19 protein-coding genes are annotated in these 20,402 nt (G+C 39.4%); 6 read left to right on the top strand and 13 right to left on the bottom strand.

Annotation, left to right across the window (positions count from 1 at the left end; translation table 11 throughout):
• Nucleotides 1–218: 218 nt before the first annotated feature.
• Together QME45_09415 and QME45_09410 are read left to right on the top strand one after the other, a co-directional pair.
• The gene (locus QME45_09415) at nt 219–737 is read left to right on the top strand and encodes a CDP-alcohol phosphatidyltransferase family protein (protein MDI6618876.1); all 519 of its coding nucleotides are present in this window, start codon (nt 219–221) and stop codon (nt 735–737) included.
• Nucleotides 738–801: 64 nt separating this feature from the next.
• Nucleotides 802–1,062 carry a hypothetical protein gene (locus QME45_09410; protein ID MDI6618875.1) on the top strand — a complete coding sequence of 87 codons (261 nt, stop codon included), beginning with the start codon at nt 802–804 and terminating at the stop codon, nt 1,060–1,062.
• A gap of 84 nt (nt 1,063–1,146) precedes the next feature.
• Here the strand turns inward: QME45_09410 and QME45_09405 are convergent, their stop codons facing one another.
• From QME45_09405 to QME45_09385, 5 genes are all read right to left on the bottom strand, one after another.
• Complete coding sequence (locus tag QME45_09405; protein MDI6618874.1) at nt 1,147–1,950, bottom strand: ABC transporter ATP-binding protein; 804 nt, start codon at nt 1,948–1,950, stop codon at nt 1,147–1,149.
• 21 nt (nt 1,951–1,971) lie between these two features.
• Complete coding sequence (locus QME45_09400) at nt 1,972–2,799, bottom strand: ABC transporter permease (protein MDI6618873.1); 828 nt, start codon at nt 2,797–2,799, stop codon at nt 1,972–1,974.
• 10 nt (nt 2,800–2,809) lie between these two features.
• Nucleotides 2,810–3,856 (bottom strand): ABC transporter substrate-binding protein, encoded by a 1,047-nt coding sequence (locus QME45_09395; protein MDI6618872.1) that lies wholly within the window; start codon nt 3,854–3,856, stop codon nt 2,810–2,812.
• 172 nt (nt 3,857–4,028) lie between these two features.
• Nucleotides 4,029–6,326: an EAL domain-containing protein gene (locus QME45_09390; GenBank protein MDI6618871.1), complete on the bottom strand. Its 2,298-nt coding sequence runs from the start codon at nt 6,324–6,326 to the stop codon at nt 4,029–4,031.
• Nucleotides 6,327–6,517: 191 nt separating this feature from the next.
• A complete protein-coding gene (locus QME45_09385) occupies nt 6,518–7,747 on the bottom strand; it encodes a DNA polymerase IV (protein MDI6618870.1) in 1,230 nt (409 codons plus the stop codon).
• A gap of 428 nt (nt 7,748–8,175) precedes the next feature.
• Here QME45_09385 and QME45_09380 point away from each other — a divergent pair, with 428 nt between their 5' ends.
• From QME45_09380 to QME45_09365, 4 genes are all read left to right on the top strand, one after another.
• The gene (locus QME45_09380; GenBank protein MDI6618869.1) at nt 8,176–9,909 is read left to right on the top strand and encodes an energy-coupling factor transporter ATPase; all 1,734 of its coding nucleotides are present in this window, start codon (nt 8,176–8,178) and stop codon (nt 9,907–9,909) included.
• Between the two features lies 1 nt (nt 9,910).
• Entirely contained in the window at nt 9,911–10,672 is a 762-nt protein-coding gene (locus QME45_09375) for an energy-coupling factor transporter transmembrane component T (protein ID MDI6618868.1), read from the top strand.
• A 141-nt stretch (nt 10,673–10,813) separates the two neighbouring features.
• On the top strand, nt 10,814–11,608 hold the full coding sequence (locus QME45_09370) for a QueT transporter family protein (GenBank protein MDI6618867.1): 795 nt from the start codon (nt 10,814–10,816) through the stop codon (nt 11,606–11,608).
• 164 nt (nt 11,609–11,772) lie between these two features.
• Nucleotides 11,773–12,405, top strand: a complete 633-nt coding sequence (locus tag QME45_09365; protein ID MDI6618866.1) for an SGNH/GDSL hydrolase family protein — start codon at nt 11,773–11,775, stop codon at nt 12,403–12,405.
• 103 nt (nt 12,406–12,508) lie between these two features.
• Here QME45_09365 and QME45_09360 read toward each other — a convergent pair whose 3' ends face one another.
• The 8 genes from QME45_09360 to QME45_09325 all read right to left on the bottom strand — a co-directional run bounded on the left by QME45_09360 (nt 12,509) and on the right by QME45_09325 (nt 20,371).
• Nucleotides 12,509–13,969, bottom strand: a complete 1,461-nt coding sequence (locus QME45_09360) for a DUF2334 domain-containing protein (protein MDI6618865.1) — start codon at nt 13,967–13,969, stop codon at nt 12,509–12,511.
• A gap of 127 nt (nt 13,970–14,096) precedes the next feature.
• The gene (locus QME45_09355; GenBank protein ID MDI6618864.1) at nt 14,097–15,455 is read right to left on the bottom strand and encodes a glycoside hydrolase family 30 protein; all 1,359 of its coding nucleotides are present in this window, start codon (nt 15,453–15,455) and stop codon (nt 14,097–14,099) included.
• Between the two features lie 220 nt (nt 15,456–15,675).
• Nucleotides 15,676–16,629, bottom strand: a complete 954-nt coding sequence (locus tag QME45_09350; GenBank protein ID MDI6618863.1) for an acetylxylan esterase — start codon at nt 16,627–16,629, stop codon at nt 15,676–15,678.
• A 179-nt stretch (nt 16,630–16,808) separates the two neighbouring features.
• Nucleotides 16,809–18,029 carry a Gfo/Idh/MocA family oxidoreductase gene (locus tag QME45_09345; protein MDI6618862.1) on the bottom strand — a complete coding sequence of 407 codons (1,221 nt, stop codon included), beginning with the start codon at nt 18,027–18,029 and terminating at the stop codon, nt 16,809–16,811.
• Between the two features lie 51 nt (nt 18,030–18,080).
• Nucleotides 18,081–18,941 carry a sugar phosphate isomerase/epimerase gene (locus QME45_09340; GenBank protein MDI6618861.1) on the bottom strand — a complete coding sequence of 287 codons (861 nt, stop codon included), beginning with the start codon at nt 18,939–18,941 and terminating at the stop codon, nt 18,081–18,083.
• Between the two features lie 29 nt (nt 18,942–18,970).
• Nucleotides 18,971–19,657 (bottom strand): HD domain-containing protein, encoded by a 687-nt coding sequence (locus tag QME45_09335; protein MDI6618860.1) that lies wholly within the window; start codon nt 19,655–19,657, stop codon nt 18,971–18,973.
• Between the two features lie 31 nt (nt 19,658–19,688).
• Nucleotides 19,689–20,018 (bottom strand): nucleoside triphosphate pyrophosphohydrolase, encoded by a 330-nt coding sequence (locus QME45_09330; protein ID MDI6618859.1) that lies wholly within the window; start codon nt 20,016–20,018, stop codon nt 19,689–19,691.
• Nucleotides 20,015–20,371: a DUF550 domain-containing protein gene (locus QME45_09325; protein ID MDI6618858.1), complete on the bottom strand. Its 357-nt coding sequence runs from the start codon at nt 20,369–20,371 to the stop codon at nt 20,015–20,017. Before QME45_09325 ends, QME45_09330 begins: the two co-directional genes overlap by 4 nt.
• Nucleotides 20,372–20,402 lie beyond the last annotated feature (31 nt).

The raw sequence follows: 20,402 nt of genomic DNA, 5'->3' as shown, positions 1-20,402 counted from the left end.
AGACTCTAAAGACTTTCCGCTAATTGCTCTTTCCATAATATTCTTCAAATAATTTATATACGCACCGAAATCTCTGAATAGTTGTAATTTAGGATGTGATTTGATACAATCTGTATTATAAGGATAAATATGTAGCATTCTATATATAAAGAGGTGTTACAATTGTTGCATCTTCTATCGTAGCTTATTTTAAAAATATGTAACGGGGTGGGCTTAATATGAATATACCAAATATTTTAACTATTATAAGGCTTATACTTGTTCCCGTTTTTTTATTAATTTTCTTCTCTAATATACCGAATGCAATGCTCATTTCATTTATTGTTTTTGCTGCTGCCGGTTTAACGGATATATTGGATGGATATATTGCGAGAAAATTCAACTTGATAACAAAATGGGGTTCTATTCTCGACCCTTTAGCTGATAAACTTATGTCTATAGCGGTTTTAATAAGCCTTACGGTAAAACATATTATACCGTTTTGGGTTGTAACAATAATAGGTTTGAAAGAATTCTTTATGATCCTTGGAGCCATAATTTTATATAAAATGGGAACTTTTGTATCTGCAAAACTATATGGAAAAATTGCAACGGTTCTTTTTTATATATCGGTTATATTCCTGGAAATCGACAGGACCACAGGTCTTCTGCTTTTATATCTAACAGTTGCCGCTGCGCTGTTTGCCCTCGGCAAATATGTTGAGAACTATAAAAATGTAAAACATTCAAAATTGTAACATGTTCTTTCACCATGCATAATATAAACCAGGATATATATGTCCTGGAATCGGGGGATGATAATTGAGCATAGACCCAAATATTTTTTGCAACACTTGCAGTGGCACGACAGGTTGCACAAGTGGCCAAACGAGTACGACCGGAACATCGCTTATAATCATAATCATATTGATACTTGTAGTATGCGCCTTCGGTGGCAGGGTATTCGGAGGATACGGCGCATACCCCGGATATGGAGGATATTCGGTATACGGCTACACTGGTAAGCCTAAAAAATACAGGTATCTTGACGATTACATCGTAAATTATGAGCCGGATTTTTAATCCTGCTAAGGCTCTTCTCCCCATCCTGTTTTTGAATAAACATACCCCCTTTCATAAATAGATGCCGGAAATTTTATCCGGCATCTATTGTTTTACCTCTTCTTTAAGTTCTGCCCACATTTTTGTAAAAAGAATATTGAATTCGGGAATCGTCCTTATTTTTGCCATATTCCTCGGCCTTGGAAGATCCACATTGTATACGCTCTTGACCTTTCCCGGGTGTGCGGTCATGATCATTATATGGTCCGATAAAAAAATCGCCTCATCTATGCTGTGAGTTATAAACACGACGGTTTTTCTGTTCGATTCCCATATAGACAGCAGTTCCTGCTGCAGTATGAGCCTGTTCTGTTCGTCAAGGGATGCGAAGGGCTCATCCATAAGAAGTATCTCAGGGTCATTCACAAAAGCCCTTGCAATGCTGACTCTCTGTTTCATGCCTCCTGAAAGCTGATGGGGAAAGGCGTTTGTAAATTTCGTCAGGTCCATTTTCTCAATGTATTCTTTAACCATCCGATCTATTATCTTTTTGGGATACTTCCTCATTTTTAAACCATAGGCAATGTTTTCCTTGACAGACATCCATGGAAATATGGCATGCTCTTGAAATACCATTGAATTAAGAGGCTTATTCATATCTTTGTGTATAATCTCTATGGTCCCTGAAGAAGGCTGCTCAAGCCCTGCAAGCACTCTTAAAAGTGTCGTCTTGCCGCATCCGCTTGGACCTACGATGCACCAGAACTCTCCTTCTCCTATCTCAATGTTGATATTTTTAAATGCCGTGATTTTTTGCTTATGAACTGTAAACTGTTTTGTAAGACCGCTGACCCTTATCTTTGCCTTTTTTGCGTCTTCAATCTCCCTTGCCTTTACCTGCTCGTTCATGTTCACACAAAGCCTCTCCCTTCAGTCATGCTTCCATGGTATTATGACCCTTTCCAGTTCATCTAAAACCACTGTAAAAATATAGCCTAAAAGAGACATTACAATAAATGATACATACATCTCGGGAATATTGAATATCGAATACGACTCCCATATCCGATAGCCTACGCCCTGAGTTGCACCGTTCATTTCAGATGCCACGATGAGCATAAGAGCTGTGCCCATTCCAAGCTTTATGCCCGTAAATATCATGGGAAGCGCTCCCGGCAGCGCCACCGTAAGATAATAATCCTTTTTGCTTGCTCCATAATTTTTGGCGACATCCCAGTAAATCGTGTCCAGGTTTACAACCCCTGCTACCGTATTTATCAGCACAAGGAAAAATGTACCAAGGGCTATTACCACCATTTTTTCGATTTCCGTCAAACCGAATATAATCATTATAAGAGGCATAAGTGCAAGTTTGGGTATTGGATACGTCGCTGCAATTACCGGATCCAGGATCACCTTTACTGCCGGAAAAAGTCCCATCGTAAGCCCTATTATAAGCCCGGGGACAGCGCCTATCAAAAATCCTCCGAATATCCTGGTTAAAGATATCTTAAGGTCTGAAAACAATATGCCGCTCTTTATCATCTCCCACATGGCCATAAGTATTCTTGTGGGAGCCGGAAAAAATCTGCTGTCAAGCACGTGTATCCTCACAAGCACTTCCCATACAAGAAGCAGTATTAACGGCGATACAATGGATAATACCCTTTTATATGGCACGTTGTTTATGCTTTTATTCTCCCTTTTGCCCTTTTCAACATCTATCTTTATTATCTCTCCTATTAACTCCTTTGTCATATTAAATCCCTCACTTCGGATCCTTATATTCACCAAGCACCGACAGTGCATATTCAACATAACTATTGTCTATAAGCTTATCGATATCGGCCTCTTTTTTTACAAGCCCCTTCTTCATATACCATTTCTGATCCTCGATTACTCCTTCTCTTAGCACATATCCGTTGGGGGCGAGTCCCGCAGGTTTCATTTTCTTAAAAATTTCAGGTTTATCAACAAAAGTTGTCTTTGTCAGTATATCGATTATTTTATCCGTATCCTTATTACCATTTATCAATGCATCATTATATGCACGTACCCCTTGAAGGTAGCCTACCATGAATTTCTTGCCAAGTTCTTTGTCTTTTACAAAATCAGGACTGTACATAACAACTGATATTTCTTCACCCTGTGCATATTCGTCCGGATCCCTCCACCATTCCAGTATTCCTTCATCCACGCCTTTGGTTATAAGCGGTTCTATTTGCATGGTGGCATCGGCATTCCCGTTTGCTACTGCTGTAAGCATATCCGGGAAAGAGTCAACGACTACGTATTCTATATTCTTTGTAGTAAGGCCGCCCTTTTCAAGGGCTTTTTCAACAAAGAGCTGATTTATGGATCCCAAAGATGCAATGGCGATCCTCATGCCTTTCATATCTTTATAATCCCTATATTTTTCTCCCAAACCTTTTTTGATGGCTAATGCAAAGTATCCCTTTCCCTTTATATTATGTCCTCCGTCTGCAACGAGCTTTATATCGATTCCCTGACTTCTTGCATTGAATAACCCGGCGTTGATTATTCCTCTGCTTACATCCACCTGATTCGAAGCTATCGATGAAAGCTCATCCGCACCTGAATTGAATTGTACATATTGTATTTTTATACCAAGCTTTTCAAAAAAGCCCAACTTATCCCCGAGTATTATTCCTGCTTCAGACGGTGCGTTGTCAAAAGCCACCTTTACTGTTTTGAACTCTTTTGAATCATTTGTCTTTTTATCCGTGCAGCTAGAAAATGCGATGATTACGGATATCAGCAGAACTAAAAATATCGATTTACTTTTCTTCATCATATATACTCCCCTATAAAATATGTAAAGTGCAATATTTACAATACAGTATATTCAAAAGTGCCTGCAAGTGAAACACCTGCCAAGCATTTAAAAATAAGGACAACCCTCAACATAGGGTTGTCCTTATTTTTAAATCGTGCGATATTTATCTTTGGGCTGCTATAAGCACCCGCTATATATTGTATGCCGCCCCCTGCTTATATTTGTTTTGCCAATTCCTTACGAAATTAGCAGTTTCATAAGATGTAAGGGGTTTGCTGAAAATATACCCCTGCACGTTATCGCATCCAAAGGACTTTAGCAAATATAGCTGCTCCTTAGTCTCGACCCCTTCCGCCGTCACATCCAGGTTAAGGTTATGAGCAAGACTGATTATTGCCTCGGCAATACCGTTCTCTCTCGATTTATATTTAATCCCTCCCACGAAGGATTTATCCATCTTCAATGCATTAAACGGAAGCTGCCTTAAATAGTTCAATGATGAATAACCTGTTCCAAAATCATCCAAAGTTATATGAAGGCCTGCATCATTCAGGTATTTCAATATCTTTTGTGTATATTCGATGTTTTGTATCGCCGTGCTTTCAGTTATCTCAAGCTCGAGAAGTTTTGTGCTTATGCTTTCCCTTTTTATGCTGTCTAAAATTATTTCCATCAGGCCGCTCTGCTGAAACTGCCTTGCGGATATATTGACAGCGACTGTAAGATCCGGTATCCCTTCATCTTCCCATTTTCTTATCTGTCTACAGACTGCCTGTACAATCCAGACGCCTATCGGTACAATAAACCCGGTTTCTTCCGCAAGGGGTATAAATTCACCGGGTGCAAGCATGCCAAGCCTTGGATGCTCCCACCTTAAAAGGGCCTCAAGCCCTATAACCCTCATAGTATTGATATTTATCTGAGGCTGATAATACAGCAAAAACTGATTGCTTTCCATGGCATGCCTCAAGTATTCCTCAAGTTCAAGCTTTTTTATGAGATCGGTATTTATGGACTTAGTATAAAACTCGCAGTTATCTTTCCCCGCCTCTTTTGCCCTGTACATCGCAGCATCCGCATTTTTAAGGAGCGTCTCTGTATCCTCTCCATCCTTTGGGAATATCGCAACACCTATGCTTATCGTTGCATAAAATTTCCCGTCATCAAGTATCCAGGGCTGCCTGCATCTTGAATTGATCCTTGCGGCTACATTCTGAACATCGCTTGGATCTTTTATATTGTGGATAAGCATCACAAACTCGTCCCCGCCGAAGCGTGCGATAGTATCCTCTTCCCTCAGGCAGGATTCCAAAGTTTTAGCGATATTGCACAAAAATTTATCTCCAACCGCATGACCTTTCGTATCATTTATGGACTTGAAATTATCCACATCCAAAAACATTACGGCTATCTTTAGCTTATTCCTCCTGGCATGAGTTATCGCTACAGATAGCCTATCCTTAAATAATGCCCTGTTTGGAAGACCTGTTACAAGATCATAGTAAGCCATATAATTTACTTTGTCCCCGAGATCCCTGCGCTCTGTTATGTCAACCGAAAAACCTATTACACCGGACGCCACGCCATCTTCATCTATATAAGGCACCTTATCCGTTTTTAACCAGCGCACCCCATTTTTCGTCCTGATGCTTCTGACTATATTCTTCATGGACTTTCCCGTTTCCATAACTATAGAGTCCTCTCTTTTGTACATTTGCACATCATCTGAAGGAAAAATCCCTTCAAGCGGCATTCCGACAAGCTTTTGCGCCGGTATGCCTATTTCCTCGGCACAATTTGAATTAACCTTGGTCAACATATTTTCTTTATTCTTATAAAATATCATTACAGGTGCGGAGTTGAATATTATTTCGAATAATCTCTTGCTAAATTTGAACTTTTTTACAGCTTTATATACCTTATTCCTTTTTATCAGAATTTCTCCGGGGAGCAAAATAAATATCAGGTTAAAAATAATATATCTGTCGTAATCCGCAACAGGTTCATCGATCAGCATAGCGTATAAGAATTTTTCGAGAGTCAGAATTATCCCGCTCAGCAATAACATAATCTCATCGGGTTTTTTGTGCTTCCTGGATAAAAATATATCGACAGCATATGCCGTAAGCAGAGTTATGGTCATCTGTATTATTATAGAATATATGTTACCGGTATTACTGACATTTGTGAAAAACAAATATGCCCCAAATGCCGCACATGCTAAAATAGCACTGTATGCTCCGGCAAATATGTATGCAAGATATGCGGCTATGTTGAAATTGCCGTATTCAATACCCATCAGCATATAAGGTACGATTTTTTCATTTATTATCATCAAGGCTAAAAATGCCCCTGCCGATATCAGATAGCGCGCCTTACGAGCCATCCCTCGGAAACGGTAATCGATAGCAGTATAAAAATATACATTGCTTGCCATGACTGATGCACAAATAAAGACCGAAAGAAGAAAACTAAAATATCCTCCCATAATAATATCCTCTCTTGTACAGCGAAATATTATATGCCGATATTATTTTCACATATCTTCAAAACAGCACAATTTACTTATGCCAAAATATAAATTAGAATTTACATATTAAGTATACCATAACTGGAAATATGCACAATTGATTATATATTATTTTCCATTATAACTATTCCTTGTGCATGGAACAACTTTCATAATCGATATCCACCGTTTATCGCATTTAATCCCGAATTGAGAAACGAGCATCTTACAATCGCATAAGAACCATATTTCATACGTATATTATCGATAGTTTTATCGAGTGCCCGCATCTTTTCTACATTCCTATCGTCAAACATGGATATCTGCATAAAATCATTGCTGCACAATTTGGAAACCCTGACACCCATGTTCCTTATGGCATCGCCCTTCCATCCTTCTTTAAACAGCTCGCAGGCAATGTTCCATACCTTTATGGTGGAATCCGTATAATAGTCAAGCTTTCTCTGCCTCGAATAATTTATGAATTCGCTGTTTCTCATGCTTACAGCTACAAGGGAACATAAATTTTTCGAGTTTCGAAGCCTTAAGCATACCGTCTCGCACAGGAACAGCAATACCTTGCGGGCCGTTTCCATATCTTTTACATCAAAAGGCTGCGTGGTGGAATTTCCGATGCACTTCACATCTATGTGGCTGTCGCTTCTTACTTGTGAATTTTCAATGCCGTTTGCAAAACTCCATATCATGGTACCGAAACTCTTGAACTTCTGCTTTAAAATATTCCTGTCATATCTTGCAAGGTCGCCTATGGTATTTATATTTAACCTGTGAAGCTTTGGCGCTGTCGCCTTTCCTACCATGAACAGCGCTTCAACAGGCAGGGGCCACATTTTTTCCTCTATTTGTGAAGGATAAAGCGTATGGACCATGTCTGGCTTCTTAAGATCCGAAGCGATTTTTGCGAGAAGCTTGTTGTTAGAGATCCCTATATTTACTGTAAATCCAAGCTCTTTTTTAATCCTTCCTTTTATTTCATATGCTAAAGCCACAGGATCTTTGTACATATGCTCCATGCCGGTAAAATCAAGAAAACATTCATCAACAGAAAACTTTTGTATGTCAGGAGTATATTCCTTTAAAATTTCAATAAGTTCATCGCTGTACATAATATAAAGTTGAAAGTTGGGAGGAACTATAACAAGCTCAGGACACTTTTCCCTGGCCTTATATAATGTTTCCCCAGTTTTTATCCCGCACTCTTTGGCAGGCATGGATTTTGCAAGTACGATACCGTGCCTGCTTTCAACATCTCCGCCTACCACAGACGGAATTTTCCTTAAATCAATCGAAGACCCCAGATGCATCCTGTATGCGGCCTCCCATGAAAGGAATGCGCTGTTGACATCAACATGAAAAATAACCCTGTTTTTATTTTCCATAATATTACCCCTATAATTACCAATTTCAATTATATTATATACGAACATATGTTCCCATGTAAAGCATAAAAATATACATTTCGCCGCAAATGGAGCATAAAATGAAAGGATGGATTGTCTAACTTATATTAAACTGCAATTCTTAATATGCGTTTATGTTATTTTGAACGACGAATGAGCATTATGAAAAATCCGTGCCTGTTAAATTACATATATTGCACAAAATAAAACTGAGATGGAAACAGGCGGGACATTTTTTTAACATTTAATTGTTTATTTATATTAATGTTCGTAAAATATATCTTTTTTATTGACTGTGCTATATAAAGGTGGTATTATTTTTCTAAAGATACATTCGCTTGTCTAATATTAAAATGATATTTTCAAATAATGTTCGTATTTATACATTAGATGAGGAGGGATTAAAAATGCAGAATAATAAAGAAGGGCTGCCCGTATCCAACACAATTCATATAAAAGGTCTTTCTTTCAGATACAAGGATCAAAAAAACAGAAATGCCATAGATAATATAAATCTCGATATAGATAAAGGACAGTTTGTAGTCATCATGGGCCCGAGCGGTGCAGGAAAATCAACCCTTGCAAACTGTTTGAACGGCCTTATACCCCATTTTATGAGGGGAAAGTACGAAGGAGAAGTATTGGTAGACGGAAAAAGCGTAAAGAATACGCCGGTGAGCAGGATGGCAAAGGATATTGGCCTTGTATTCCAAGACTTTGAGTCGCAGCTGTTCTCTACAAATACCAGCCTTGAAATTGCATTCGGACCTGAAAACTTCAAGATTGAAAGAGAAGAGATCGGACGGCGTATCAAAAAAGTATTAAAGACGGTGGAGCTTGAAGGGCTTGAAAACCGCCAGCCTTCCACTCTGTCGGGAGGCCAGAAGCAGCGCCTTGCCATAGGTTCCGTGCTCGCTTCAAACCCCGGCATCATATGCATGGACGAACCCACGACGGATCTGGACCCAATAGGCAAGATAGGTGTGTTCAATATCGCAAAAGAGCTTCACAAGGATAAGGATTTTACCCTGATCATCATAGAGCATGAAACAGAAGAAGCTTTAAATTCCGATAGGATACTCATAATGTATGACGGAAAAATTATAAGAGACGGAAGGCCTTCCGATGTGCTAAGGGATGTAAAATTGACCGACAGCATAGGAATTATGTCCCTCCAGATTCCAAAATATTTCAAAACTGTTTCCACCCTTAAAGATGAGGAGCTTCCTCTCACGCCATCTGAAGGATATAAAAAATTTAAAGAGCTGAAACTGCAAATAGATGATAAAAAATATGAAAGCCTTATAGAAGAAGATAAGAAAAAAGAATCAGGATACGGCGATGTGATAATTGAAGTTAAAGATCTGGAACATATGTATGATAACGGCAATTATGCTTTGAACGGAGTCGATTTAAAAATCAGGGACGGAGAATTCTTAGCCATACTCGGGCATAACGGAAGCGGTAAGACAACACTTGTAAAACATTTCAACGGCCTTTTGACGCCTACAAAGGGACATGTTCTTGTAAACGGAAAAGATACAAAGGATTCCTCAATATATGAAATCGGTAAAATAGTCGGGTACGCCTTTCAAAACCCCGATCACCAGATTTTTGCAGATACCGTATATGAAGAAGTCGCATTCAGCCCCAAGATTAGGGGATACTCAAAAGACGAAATAGACAGCAGGGTAAGGGAAGCATTGAAAGCCGTATATATGGAAGGATATGAAAATGAAGACCCATTTTCACTCACAAAGGGTGAAAGGCAGAGAATAGCCGTTGCATCGATACTTTCCGCAAGGCCAAAGGTAATCATACTCGATGAACCCACTACAGGCCTTGACTTTAAAGAACAAAAACAGATGATGGAACTTATAAAAGAGCTGAATAAACAGGGACATACCATAATAATGATTACACATACGATGTGGGTTGTAGCTGAATATGCCCATAAAGTAGCTGTGGTAAAAGACGGAAAAATAATAATGTACGGAAACACCCGTGAAATATTCGGGAGGGAAGATGAACTTGAAAGCTCATTTTTAAAACCTCCGCATATTGTAAGCTTAAGCAATATGCTTGGCAAAACCATGCTTTCCGTCGATGAAATGATAAAATGCACGAAGGAGGCCTTCTGAAATGGATATGTTTTTGTATCTCGATAAGGATACATGCCTTCACAGGCTTGATCCAAGAACTAAAATGTTTATTATGTTAATAAGCTTTATAATCGCACTTATGTTTATTTCGCTGCCTGCAATCATAGGACTCTCCGTGCTTGTGCTGTTTTATGGATCTCTAGGCAAAGTATTGTCCAATTTGAAAAAAATACGAATAATACTCATAATGATAGCCCTTGTTTCCATACTGTTATGGTGCTTTTCAAAGAGCGGCGGGGTTAGGCTCCTCGGTCCTATTACCTCGGAGGGATTATTATTCGGCCTGGCAACAGGTATAAAATTTGATGTAATGATTATTTCAGGAATGATTTTTTTAAGCTCGACCAAAATGGAGGAGATCTCTCTGGGGCTTATTAAACTCAAAATTCCCTACAGAGGAGCATTTGCCTTTTCCACAGCCCTAAGGCTTGTCCCGACGATATCCGCAACAAGCTATACCATAATTCAGGCACAAAAGTCAAGGGGTTTGGACCTCGATTCAGGCACTCTTTTAGAAAGAGTAAAAAAATATATACCGCTCATCATTCCGACTTTCGTATCGGTTATAAGGAGCACTAACGTTTTCTCAATGGCCCTTGAATCAAAGGGGTTCGGATACAATAACGAAAGAACAAGTTACATGGAGATACATTTTAAAAGAGCTGATATCGTTATATCTATAATTTCGGTTTTGATATTATTGTTTTCAATATATGCAAAATCTGTGCATATGCTTTACTAAGTTTCTATAACTGCAGCGGTAGCAAATAAAACAAAGGGAGGTAAAAATATTTAATTGCTCGCTTAAATACTGCCTCAAGCAGTTTTGCACGGCTATCGACTGGCCGTAGATATTTAAAATTTTTTTAGGGAGGCTTTATAAATGAAAGAAGTATTTAAAATGTGGAACTCCACAAAAATGGTAGTTTTGGTGGCTTTGAGTGCCGCACTTTACGCCGCAATCTTAATTCCTTTTAAGGGCTTTGTTTTAATACCTGGCATAACTGAAGTTCGCCCTGCCAGCGCGCTTCCAATTGTTTTAGGATTGCTTTTCGGACCTGCCGGAGCGTGGGGCTCTGCCATTGGAAACCTCATAGGAGATTTCTTCGGCACATTAGGGCCTGGAAGTATTTTCGGATTTGTCGGGAACTTTTTCTTTGCATATGTCCCATATAAGCTCTGGGCAAACCTCGGAATCGTAAAAAGCGATGATGCAGAACCGGATTTGAAATCAGGAAGAAAGATACTTGCTTTTATAGTATGTGCCATAACGGGTTCGGCTGCATGCGGATTGATAATCGCATGGGGACTTGAACTATTGGGTCTTGTTCCATTCGCAGCACTTTCTGCAATAATTACGGTAAATAACAGTATCCCATCGATCGTCCTTGGCATTCCCCTTTTATTAGTGCTTTATCCTAGAATAAAAAAATGGGATCTATTATGGAGTGAAATATTGCCTGAAGAGGATATGCCTCCAAAAGGCGTCAAGGCAAAAACCGGAGCGGCTCTTATGACTGTATTTACTTATGGAGGGCTCATAGCAGGACTTTTAGCCGCAATGGGTGTCGGCCAGCAGATTTTCACCTCTAACGCAGGCGCTGCAGGATCCCTCGGCGTCATAATCGTTGCAGGCATAGGCGTTGTCGCTACTATTTTATCATCGCTTTTGCAATAGATATAGTTTATTAAAAAGTCGGATGCATTTACCATATTAAATGCATCCGACTTTTTTAGTCTTTAGTAAAGTGACAAAGAATAATTTCAATGCTATAATAAATTTGTTTTTGTTACATATTATCGCAATATAACATTTAATTATCTTACAGGGAGGAAATGTACATGCCGATACAAATTGAAAAAGACTCAGTCGTTTTATTTCAAGGAGACAGCGTAACTGACGCGGGCCGCAAGTATGACGTGCCTGACGATCTGGGACCGGGGTATCCTCTGTTCACGGCATCGCTCTTTACAGCGTTGTATCCGGAGCTGCGCGTTAAATTTATCAACAGGGCTGTATCAGGTAACAGGGTAAAAGATCTTAAAAGCCGATGGAAAAAGGACTGCCTTGATTTAAATCCTTCAATCGTATCAATTCTTATAGGTATAAACGATACATGGAGAAGATACGATAGCAACGATCCTACATCCGCAGAAATGTTTGAAGAAACATACCGCGACATATTGAATCAGGTTAGGGACAATACCAGTGCTAAAATAGTCATGCTAGAACCTTATCTTCTTCCGGTAAGAAAAGAAGAAGAAACGTGGAGGGAGGACCTTGACCCCAAAATACAGGTCGTAAGAAAACTTGCAAAAGAGTTTGGAGCTGTTTTTATTCCTCTTGACGGCATTTTTGCTCAAGCTTCCACACATGTCAGGTATGAAACATGGTCACTGGACGGCGTTCACCCGACAGCAGCAGGACATGCCTTGATTGCCGAGAACTGGCTAAAAACCGTTTTGGGAAAATGATTTGACTTTATTATATTAAAACTTCAATTTATCATATAATTCTTTAATGTATAAAAGTATTCCGCAATATCATCGCTGCGGAATACTTTTATATGAGCATCGCTTATTTTAACGAGGTTATCTTCTTGAACATAAACTTATTTTTATAAAATGTATCTATTATCCTGTGAAGAGGCGAATTGGACAAGTAAGCATAATATGGATAATCGGTCCCTTCAACCTTCGTAAACCTGATATATGGAAAATCAATGTTAGGATGATAAAAAAAACTTGCCAGTGCTTTTGGATTGACAGTATCAATCTTGTAGATCATATTGTCGGTATCTCTTTCGCCTTTGACATAATCAAATAAAGTTGGAACATATCTTACTACTCTCTTGCCAAGTGTTACCTTATAAACATTTTCTTCATGCCCTGAGTCAAGCGGTTCATACAAATAGTTGAAATATTTTTCCATAACTTTATGCTGTCCATACGAAGCCGCATAATGGGGCGTTTCGAAGAAGTATACGGGTATATTGAGTATATTTGCACATTTTATTGCAGCTTTTAACCTGTCGGCTATGGCAGTATCAGTATCATTAAATTTATCGTTAAACTCAAGCCCCACAATACTTTCTACATTGCCCCGCTGATGGGTGTAGCCGTGGAGGCCTATCAAAGCGCCCTTCTTTATCAGGTAATCGAGAGTATACATGAAATCCGCATTATACATGCTGTAATATCTCGACGGATCGTTGTCGAGTTTATATAAAGGATACAGATACCTGGGTACCCATGCTACATGGAATGGAACCCCGTCCGAATAAAGGTAATCCCCGACTATCCTGAGCTTTGCAAGGGCATCTGCAGTATCAAAAACCTGATCAACGGATACATCCTCCAGCCTTATAAGAGCAGTCCTCCCCGTTGATACAGCATTTCTCTTAAGATTGCACCTGTCGAAATATAATGATATCGTCTTTGAATCATAATCCCAACTTGTTGTCATATCAAATAGATCCGTAAAATCTATCAGCGATATATACGATACGCCATTAAATTTTTTAACAGGATTTCTGACTTGAACAGTCCCGTTATTCGCCGTCATCAATCCCTTTTGCGTATCTATCTCGGCGCTATGATTTTTCAGATTCAGATACAGATACTGCTTATTCACTTTAACACTGCCATTAATCTTGTTGACAAAGTTTTCAACGGGTAAATAATACCTGTTTAAATATACATAAACAGGATAATAGAAATATACAGGTTTATCCTCAAATTTAAAATTGATAGTATCTATGAAAGGCTTTTTGTAGTCGTAGTATTTCAATTTGGACTGTATCATCAAGTCATAATCTATCGGCTTTAAAGCCGGTTTTGCTTCAGGCACTATCTTTATTTCGGTATCAGCCGGCTCATCATTTTTATTCTCTATGCTGGCTTTCCTTACGATATCGCCTTTTTTTGTGACGCTTCGAGTCGGGAAAAATAGCAACGGTACTAATGAGAAAACAACTATGAACAATATTACCACTGATATTATTATAAGAAATGTTATACTCTTTAAAGATTTTAACATGTTCTCATTCCCTTTTTATTCAATTTGAGGATACAATTTAAATATATGATAATATCATACCAATGTCAATATGTGAAAAGCTCAAATTTTGTGAAAATTTTTAATTAGCAGTCGCCTTTTTCCTGTTTTAATAAAGTAATGTCATTATTGAATGTGCCTGGCTTGTAATTTCTGCAATGCCGTATTTCGTCCTCAGGTTAAAGTTGATTTTATCATCCTGCCTGTTCAAAATTACAACAACGATATCCTTTTCGTTTGACTCAAAGGCTGTTACGTCCAATTTTTCTGTAAACTTGCTGTAACCGATCCGCCTGTATCCGGGCCTTATATATTTGCTGAAGTGTCCCATATAATAATATGAGCTCTCATATTTTAATGTATTGCTTTTGGTATCGGCGATTATTGGAGCATCACAGTAATTTCCTACATGATTCGGTCCGCCGATTTCATCGAGGACCATATTCCAATCCGTCCAGCCCGAAGCCCAGTTGTTCAAATCGCCTATTATATCGTGCCCGTATCTTTCGCCTGTTTTCCATGATCCTATATTTGCTCCGCCTTCCACACAGCCTTCCGTATGTATAAGGTATTTATCCGGAAATTTATCGTGCACTGCTGAGAGAGCCTCGAAATGTTCTCCCGAATACCAGTGGAATGCAGTCCCCCATATATATTTCGAAGCTTTTGGATCTTCAAACGCCGCCTTTGCCCTTTCATATACCCTCTCTTTATTGTGGTCCCAGATCATTATTTTTACATCGCCCGGACATTCCCTGTGAAGAATCGGCCCAAGATAATCTCTTACAAAATCCTTCTCCTCCGCCGCCGTATAAATGCACGAATCCCATTTTTGCCTGGCTTTAGGCTCATTCTGAACCGTAATACCCCAAATATCTATGCCGTCTTCCCTGTATGATTTTATATATTTTGCTATATACTTTGCCCATGTTTCATAATATTCGCCCTTCAGTTTCCCGCCATAGTTCATCATTCCGTTTGTCTTCATCCATGCAGGCGGGCTCCAGGGTGATGCAAACAGTTTAAACCGCGAGCCTTCTACATCCGCTGCATCCTTGATAAATGGTATTAACGATTTTTCATCCCTTCCAATGCTGAAATTCTCAAGCTCCGTGTCCCCATCCGTATCATCATACGAATAATTGCCCAGTGAAAAATCGCAGCTGTTTATATGCGTTCTGCAGAGGGTATAGCCTATGCCGGCTTTGGGGTTGAAATAAGCGTTCAACACCTCATCCCTTTTGTCCCCCGTAAGTTTATCCAACGTTGTCGATGCGGCTTCTGTAAAAGCACCCCCAAAACCGACTATTTCCTGATATTTGATATCGTCATATATATTTATTATATTTCTCTCGGTTTCAGATGTATCATCTTTAAATACCACGTCATCCTTAACCGATAGCCTGTCATATGTATCCCTTGCAGTCATAACGACTTTTATTTTTTTCCCTCTATTTTCTAAATCCACGATATCTCCTCCGTTTACTTTATAGGTGTATATTATATTTGAAAAATACTACTGGAACAACCCTGAAGCTTGGCTATCAAAAATAACATTCTTCAAAAAATCTTCAATCCGCGATATGGAATCATGCATAAATAGAGCTATGTTATTTTGAGCAGTAAATAAATGTTCAAAATAACATAAGCTCATATTACCAATGAAAACTCAAATAATTTATACTCTATTATTTTTTAAAGTGGTTATTGATAAAGGACATTATTTCTCTTCTGTGATATTCAGGCACGCAGTGGCCCATAAAAGGATAAACTTTTATATGCTTTTCGGATTTAATATTGTTATACGCCGCAAATATCGTCTCGGGCATACAGATGGTATCCTTCAATCCCACAGAAACAAGAACGGGTATCGAGATGCGATCTGCAAGATTCATTATGTCAAAATAACTTAGAGTCTCCAGTACTTTATCTAATTTTTCGGGAAACCTGCTGACAAATTCGGCGATCTCTGTAAGCGAACTTGTAGAATTAAAGACGCCTAAGTCCATGTGGCACATATTAGGTATGCATGGGGCAGCAATTGCCGGTTTATCGCTTAAAGCGGCTGTAATAAACGTAAGTCCGCCGCCCTGGCTTCCACCCATAACGCATATGCGGCTTTTATCTATCTCGGGCTGCTCTGATACCCAGTCAAGCGCCCTCAAGCAATCGACTGTTATAGCTTTATAATAGCATGTATCCTTGTCGAGTATGCCCTGGGTAATCCACCCTTTAACCATACCGAACCTGCTTCCCATAAGGTTCCCGGTCTCTCCCCCCTGTCCGCGGATATCTATTGCAAAGACTGCCATTCCCATCAATAGCCATCTTGCATATTCTTCCGGATAACCCTTGCTTCCTGTATATCCGTGAAAGATAACTGCACATGGGAGCTTCCCGTCCTTTAAAAAATTGGGGACAAGATACCATCCGTGTAATGGAGTTTCGTCATAACCATAATAAGTTACTTTATATGCATCGACATTCAAAAGAAATGTATCTGCTCTCTCCTTTACCGCATTTAAAGGCTTATTTTTGCATTCCCTTAAAGTCTTCTCCCAGAATGAATCCAGATCGTCCCTGGAAGTCAAAGAAGGCGAATAAGACTTAAGCCCTTCGATTCTTTTTCTGATTACATCCATTTTTATCTCTCCATTCATTTTATCTAGATTACGGGTAACGGCAGGTGTATATTCTATATTTCATACACCCGTGAACGCCCCTGTTTTTCATCGGCCGAAGTTCTCGGCTTTAATGAAAGTTTATATATGTCTTAATCATTGGGTGCATATTCTTCAAATAATTTATATGCATGCCTTAATCATTTCCAACCTATAAAGTTATCATAGTGCCTCAAATCTATCATACCGGTATTTTTTGCCCAAGAAACATCGTATTCAGAAGGCATCTTCCAGCCCTCATAACACTTTTTGAGAAAATCGCTCATGCCTCTTACATATATGCCAGGCCCGCCGCATAAATTTTTATCCTCTACAGTTAATTCTTTCGGAAATTGAGGTATTTCTTCATGCACTGCATCCTGTATCGCATTTATGCACAAAAGCTGCGGAGTTGCGGCTTCAATGGAACATGGAACGAAATCGGAACCTTTTTTTATGGCATCGATGGTAACGAACAATTTTCTCATTATATCCTTAGTCGGATCGCCATATTTTTTAACGGTACCATCGCCAAACGATGCTTTTATTTCGCGGGTGCCGTTTTCATCATACGTTACCTTTGCATTCTCAAATTCATAGCAGAATACCGGCCCGAAGTTATCCTCTACAGCATGGGAGGCTATATAGAGCATTTCCACATTTCCGGCATATGCTCTTATAACTGCCGTGTCAAAATTTTGTATCTTATTAGCCCTGTACACCTCAGCCTCAAGTTTTTCGGGACGTAAACTCGTATTTACTTTATCCCCCAGTATGAAAAACATATTATGGAGGTAATGGGCAGTAGCATTATTTGCTATGCTGTCCAGCACCCAGTTGCCCGATGCATCCTTTATCTTTGCCGCCCAACCCCTTTTATAATATTTGTAATCCCTTGGCCACAATGTCATGGTTTTGAGCCTTAAAGGTTTCCCCATAAGCCCATTTAGAATATCCTGCTTCAAAGCCAAAATAGCCGGACTATAAGACCACTGGAATCCTATTGCAAGTATTTTACCTGCCCTGTCTCTTTCATCAGCCATTTTTTTTGCTTCCTGCAATGTAGCCGCTATTGGCTTTTCACAAAGGACATGACTTCCATGGGACAATGCCGTGCAGGACTGACGGCAATGGAACTGTATCGGGGAGCTTATTACCGCCAGGTCGGCCCTGTTCCCATTTTCATAAAACTGTTCGATAGAGTTATAAAAGGGAATATTTCTTGATTTTAGCTCGTTCACCCTTCTACAGCCCTCAGGCCTCGGATCGACTACGCCGCGGATTTCAAATATTTCTTCTCCCTTATAGTCGAGAAGACTGTTCACATAATTATTCCCAAAACCTCCTATTCCAGCTAAAACAATACCGACTTTATCTTTCATATTCTGATCCTCCAAATCAATAACATTATGCAAATTTTACACAAGTTTATTTTATTTCTTTAGAATATCCTTCAAAAAATTAACAGCCAGCCTTATATCAGCTTCGGGATTTTCTCCTACTTCTCTTTCGATGGTGAGAAAACCATTATATGAAATATCGTTAAGCGCCTTAATGTAACCCTTAAAATCAACGCTTCCCGTGCCTAACGGCTTCTCCACGAAATAATCCTCAATCCTGAAATCCTCGATGCCGCCTTCTGCGAAAACATTATATACAATTTCCGGATTTGTCTTTTTTATCATTATGCCATCTTTTGCATGGGTATGGACTATATAATCTTTCAATGTGTACACGCCTTGCACCGGATCATCACCTGTCACCATAACAAAATTTGCAGGATCAAAATTAACTCTTACACCCTTACTATCAAGGCTGTCTAAGAAACCCTTCAATGTAACAGCCTTTTCAGGACCCGTCTCTATAGCAAAATAAGCCCCGACTTTATCGCCATAATTTCCCAGCTCCTCACAGGCTTCCTGCATTACTGAAAACCTCGGATTATTTCTATCCTCGGGCACGACCCCTATATGAGTCGTAACAACATTTGTCTCTAAATCTTTTGCAAGATCCATTATTTTTTTGGATTTCTCGATTTTCCACGGATTATCCTTTGAAACAGCAAAGCCATGGCCCCCAAGATCACCGCAAAGAGCGGAGACAACGAGCCCCTTTGATTTTATGTAATCAAGCAATTCCCGTCTGTCCGACCTGCTTAAATTGTCGGGATCCATAGGACCGCTTACAGCATAAATCTGTATGCCATCTGCTCCTACCTCTTTTGCCTTTTTTATGCCCTCCTTAAGCCCAAGCTTAAAAGAATCCACCATTACGCCTATCTTATTATTGTACATGATAAACCCTCTCTTTCAAATATTTTATATTAGCATAAACCCGCTAAAAGAGCGGATAGTTCGGTTCTCCCACATGAATAGCAAGATCTGACCTCACTCAACATGCTGTTGTAAAAAGAAACCGCAGATTCCTGCCGCTCCTTTGCGATTTGTTTACCCCTCTGAGTGAAAAATTTATCATAGATATTTTCCAGTTTAAATTTATATTCCTGAAAGAATGACGGCATCCTGTCACTTTCACCATCTAAAACATTCCCTTTTTCATCTACAGAATATAAGGGCTCGGAAACCTGGCCGGTATAAACAAGTGTCCGTGCAATCCCCAATGTACCCGCTACATCCAGCTTGTCAGCGTCAAAGAGTATTTGGGCCTCTATGCTTTTCGGCAGATGATCGCTTCTAAACCGATGGGTCAGTATACATTCCCTAACATGCCACGCCCGCCTATCCGACCAGCCGCTTTTTACCAAAAAGTCATAGGCTTTTTTACTTCCTGCTTTTGCATGATCTATAGCTGGATTCTTAAATTGTTCCTCTCTGCCGATGTCATGCAACAGACAAGCAGCTATTAAAGTATCTTTATCAACATTTTCTTCATATTTTGCAATATCAAGCGCCATGTACAAAACCCGATAAATATGCTCTTTATCGTGGGCGCTATCTTTCATACACTCAAGCATGTATCTTTCAATGTTCTCATACTCCGATTTTTTCATGGTTTTTCTCCTTGCTTTGAATCATAAAATTCTACTTCTCAACTTTTTCAAGTAAAAGCCGTTTTTGAAATCCTCCGCGATCTTCCTTTCTTTTTTGCTTAAATACACAAAACTTTTCCTTTGAGACCCCTTTCAGTTCAAGAATGGCATCTATGATTTCGCTCATATCGGCAAGTTCCTGAACGGCCTCCCTTTCAGAATTGCTTGTCAGATACTCTATGAGTTCCTCTTTCATCTTTTCATTCAGCTTGATCTGATATTCTTCATCTTCTAGAATACGGAAAAAGCCCTTCTGTCCGTTCGCTTTGATGATCTCAGGAATTTTGTCACGCACAAGTTTTTCATATACCAAAATAGTCATTTTAAATACCTGCTGTGTTCCCGGTCAAAGTCCCTGACCATGTTTTTATTATGTTTGCTGACATAGGCGCTTGAAATTTCATCCGGCGTGACTCCATATCGCAACATGGCATCGGTAAGATACATTAAAACATCTGCGAATTCTTCAACAAAGGCACTGCGGACTTTTGCATCTTCCATAATCGCCGTCTCTCCGCGCTTTTTAATAATAGCGATAACCTCACCTAGCTCTTCAATCATCCAGAGGATGCTATCTCTGCCATATGGCGGTTCCATAGGCGACCATTTGTCTTTATACTTCTCCCATAATTCCCTTTGCTGCGACATCATCTCAGAAATTTTTAGATCCTTCATTAGAAATTCCTCCAGTAAAAATCTATTTCAA

The sequence above is a fragment of the Clostridiales bacterium genome, from assembly GCA_030016385.1.
GTDB lineage: Bacteria > Bacillota > Clostridia > Clostridiales > Oxobacteraceae > JASEJN01.
This window is presented reverse-complemented; position numbering and strand designations above follow the sequence as displayed.

Excerpts from the sequence above, each read along its gene's own strand:
- QME45_09415 (MDI6618876.1), top strand. The coding sequence starts at position 219 with ATGAATATACCAAATATTTTAACTATTATAAGGCTTATACTTGTTCCC.
- QME45_09405 (MDI6618874.1), bottom strand. The coding sequence starts at position 1,950 with ATGAACGAGCAGGTAAAGGCAAGGGAGATTGAAGACGCAAAAAAGGCA.
- QME45_09400 (MDI6618873.1), bottom strand. The coding sequence starts at position 2,799 with ATGACAAAGGAGTTAATAGGAGAGATAATAAAGATAGATGTTGAAAAG.
- QME45_09395 (MDI6618872.1), bottom strand. The coding sequence starts at position 3,856 with ATGATGAAGAAAAGTAAATCGATATTTTTAGTTCTGCTGATATCCGTA.
- QME45_09390 (MDI6618871.1), bottom strand. The coding sequence starts at position 6,326 with ATGGGAGGATATTTTAGTTTTCTTCTTTCGGTCTTTATTTGTGCATCA.
- QME45_09385 (MDI6618870.1), bottom strand. The coding sequence starts at position 7,747 with ATGGAAAATAAAAACAGGGTTATTTTTCATGTTGATGTCAACAGCGCA.
- QME45_09380 (MDI6618869.1), top strand. The coding sequence starts at position 8,176 with ATGCAGAATAATAAAGAAGGGCTGCCCGTATCCAACACAATTCATATA.
- QME45_09375 (MDI6618868.1), top strand. The coding sequence starts at position 9,911 with ATGGATATGTTTTTGTATCTCGATAAGGATACATGCCTTCACAGGCTT.
- QME45_09370 (MDI6618867.1), top strand. The coding sequence starts at position 10,814 with ATGAAAGAAGTATTTAAAATGTGGAACTCCACAAAAATGGTAGTTTTG.
- QME45_09365 (MDI6618866.1), top strand. The coding sequence starts at position 11,773 with ATGCCGATACAAATTGAAAAAGACTCAGTCGTTTTATTTCAAGGAGAC.
- QME45_09360 (MDI6618865.1), bottom strand. The coding sequence starts at position 13,969 with ATGTTAAAATCTTTAAAGAGTATAACATTTCTTATAATAATATCAGTG.
- QME45_09350 (MDI6618863.1), bottom strand. The coding sequence starts at position 16,629 with ATGGATGTAATCAGAAAAAGAATCGAAGGGCTTAAGTCTTATTCGCCT.
- QME45_09345 (MDI6618862.1), bottom strand. The coding sequence starts at position 18,029 with ATGAAAGATAAAGTCGGTATTGTTTTAGCTGGAATAGGAGGTTTTGGG.
- QME45_09340 (MDI6618861.1), bottom strand. The coding sequence starts at position 18,941 with ATGTACAATAATAAGATAGGCGTAATGGTGGATTCTTTTAAGCTTGGG.
- QME45_09335 (MDI6618860.1), bottom strand. The coding sequence starts at position 19,657 with ATGAAAAAATCGGAGTATGAGAACATTGAAAGATACATGCTTGAGTGT.
- QME45_09330 (MDI6618859.1), bottom strand. The coding sequence starts at position 20,018 with ATGACTATTTTGGTATATGAAAAACTTGTGCGTGACAAAATTCCTGAG.
- QME45_09325 (MDI6618858.1), bottom strand. The coding sequence starts at position 20,371 with ATGAAGGATCTAAAAATTTCTGAGATGATGTCGCAGCAAAGGGAATTA.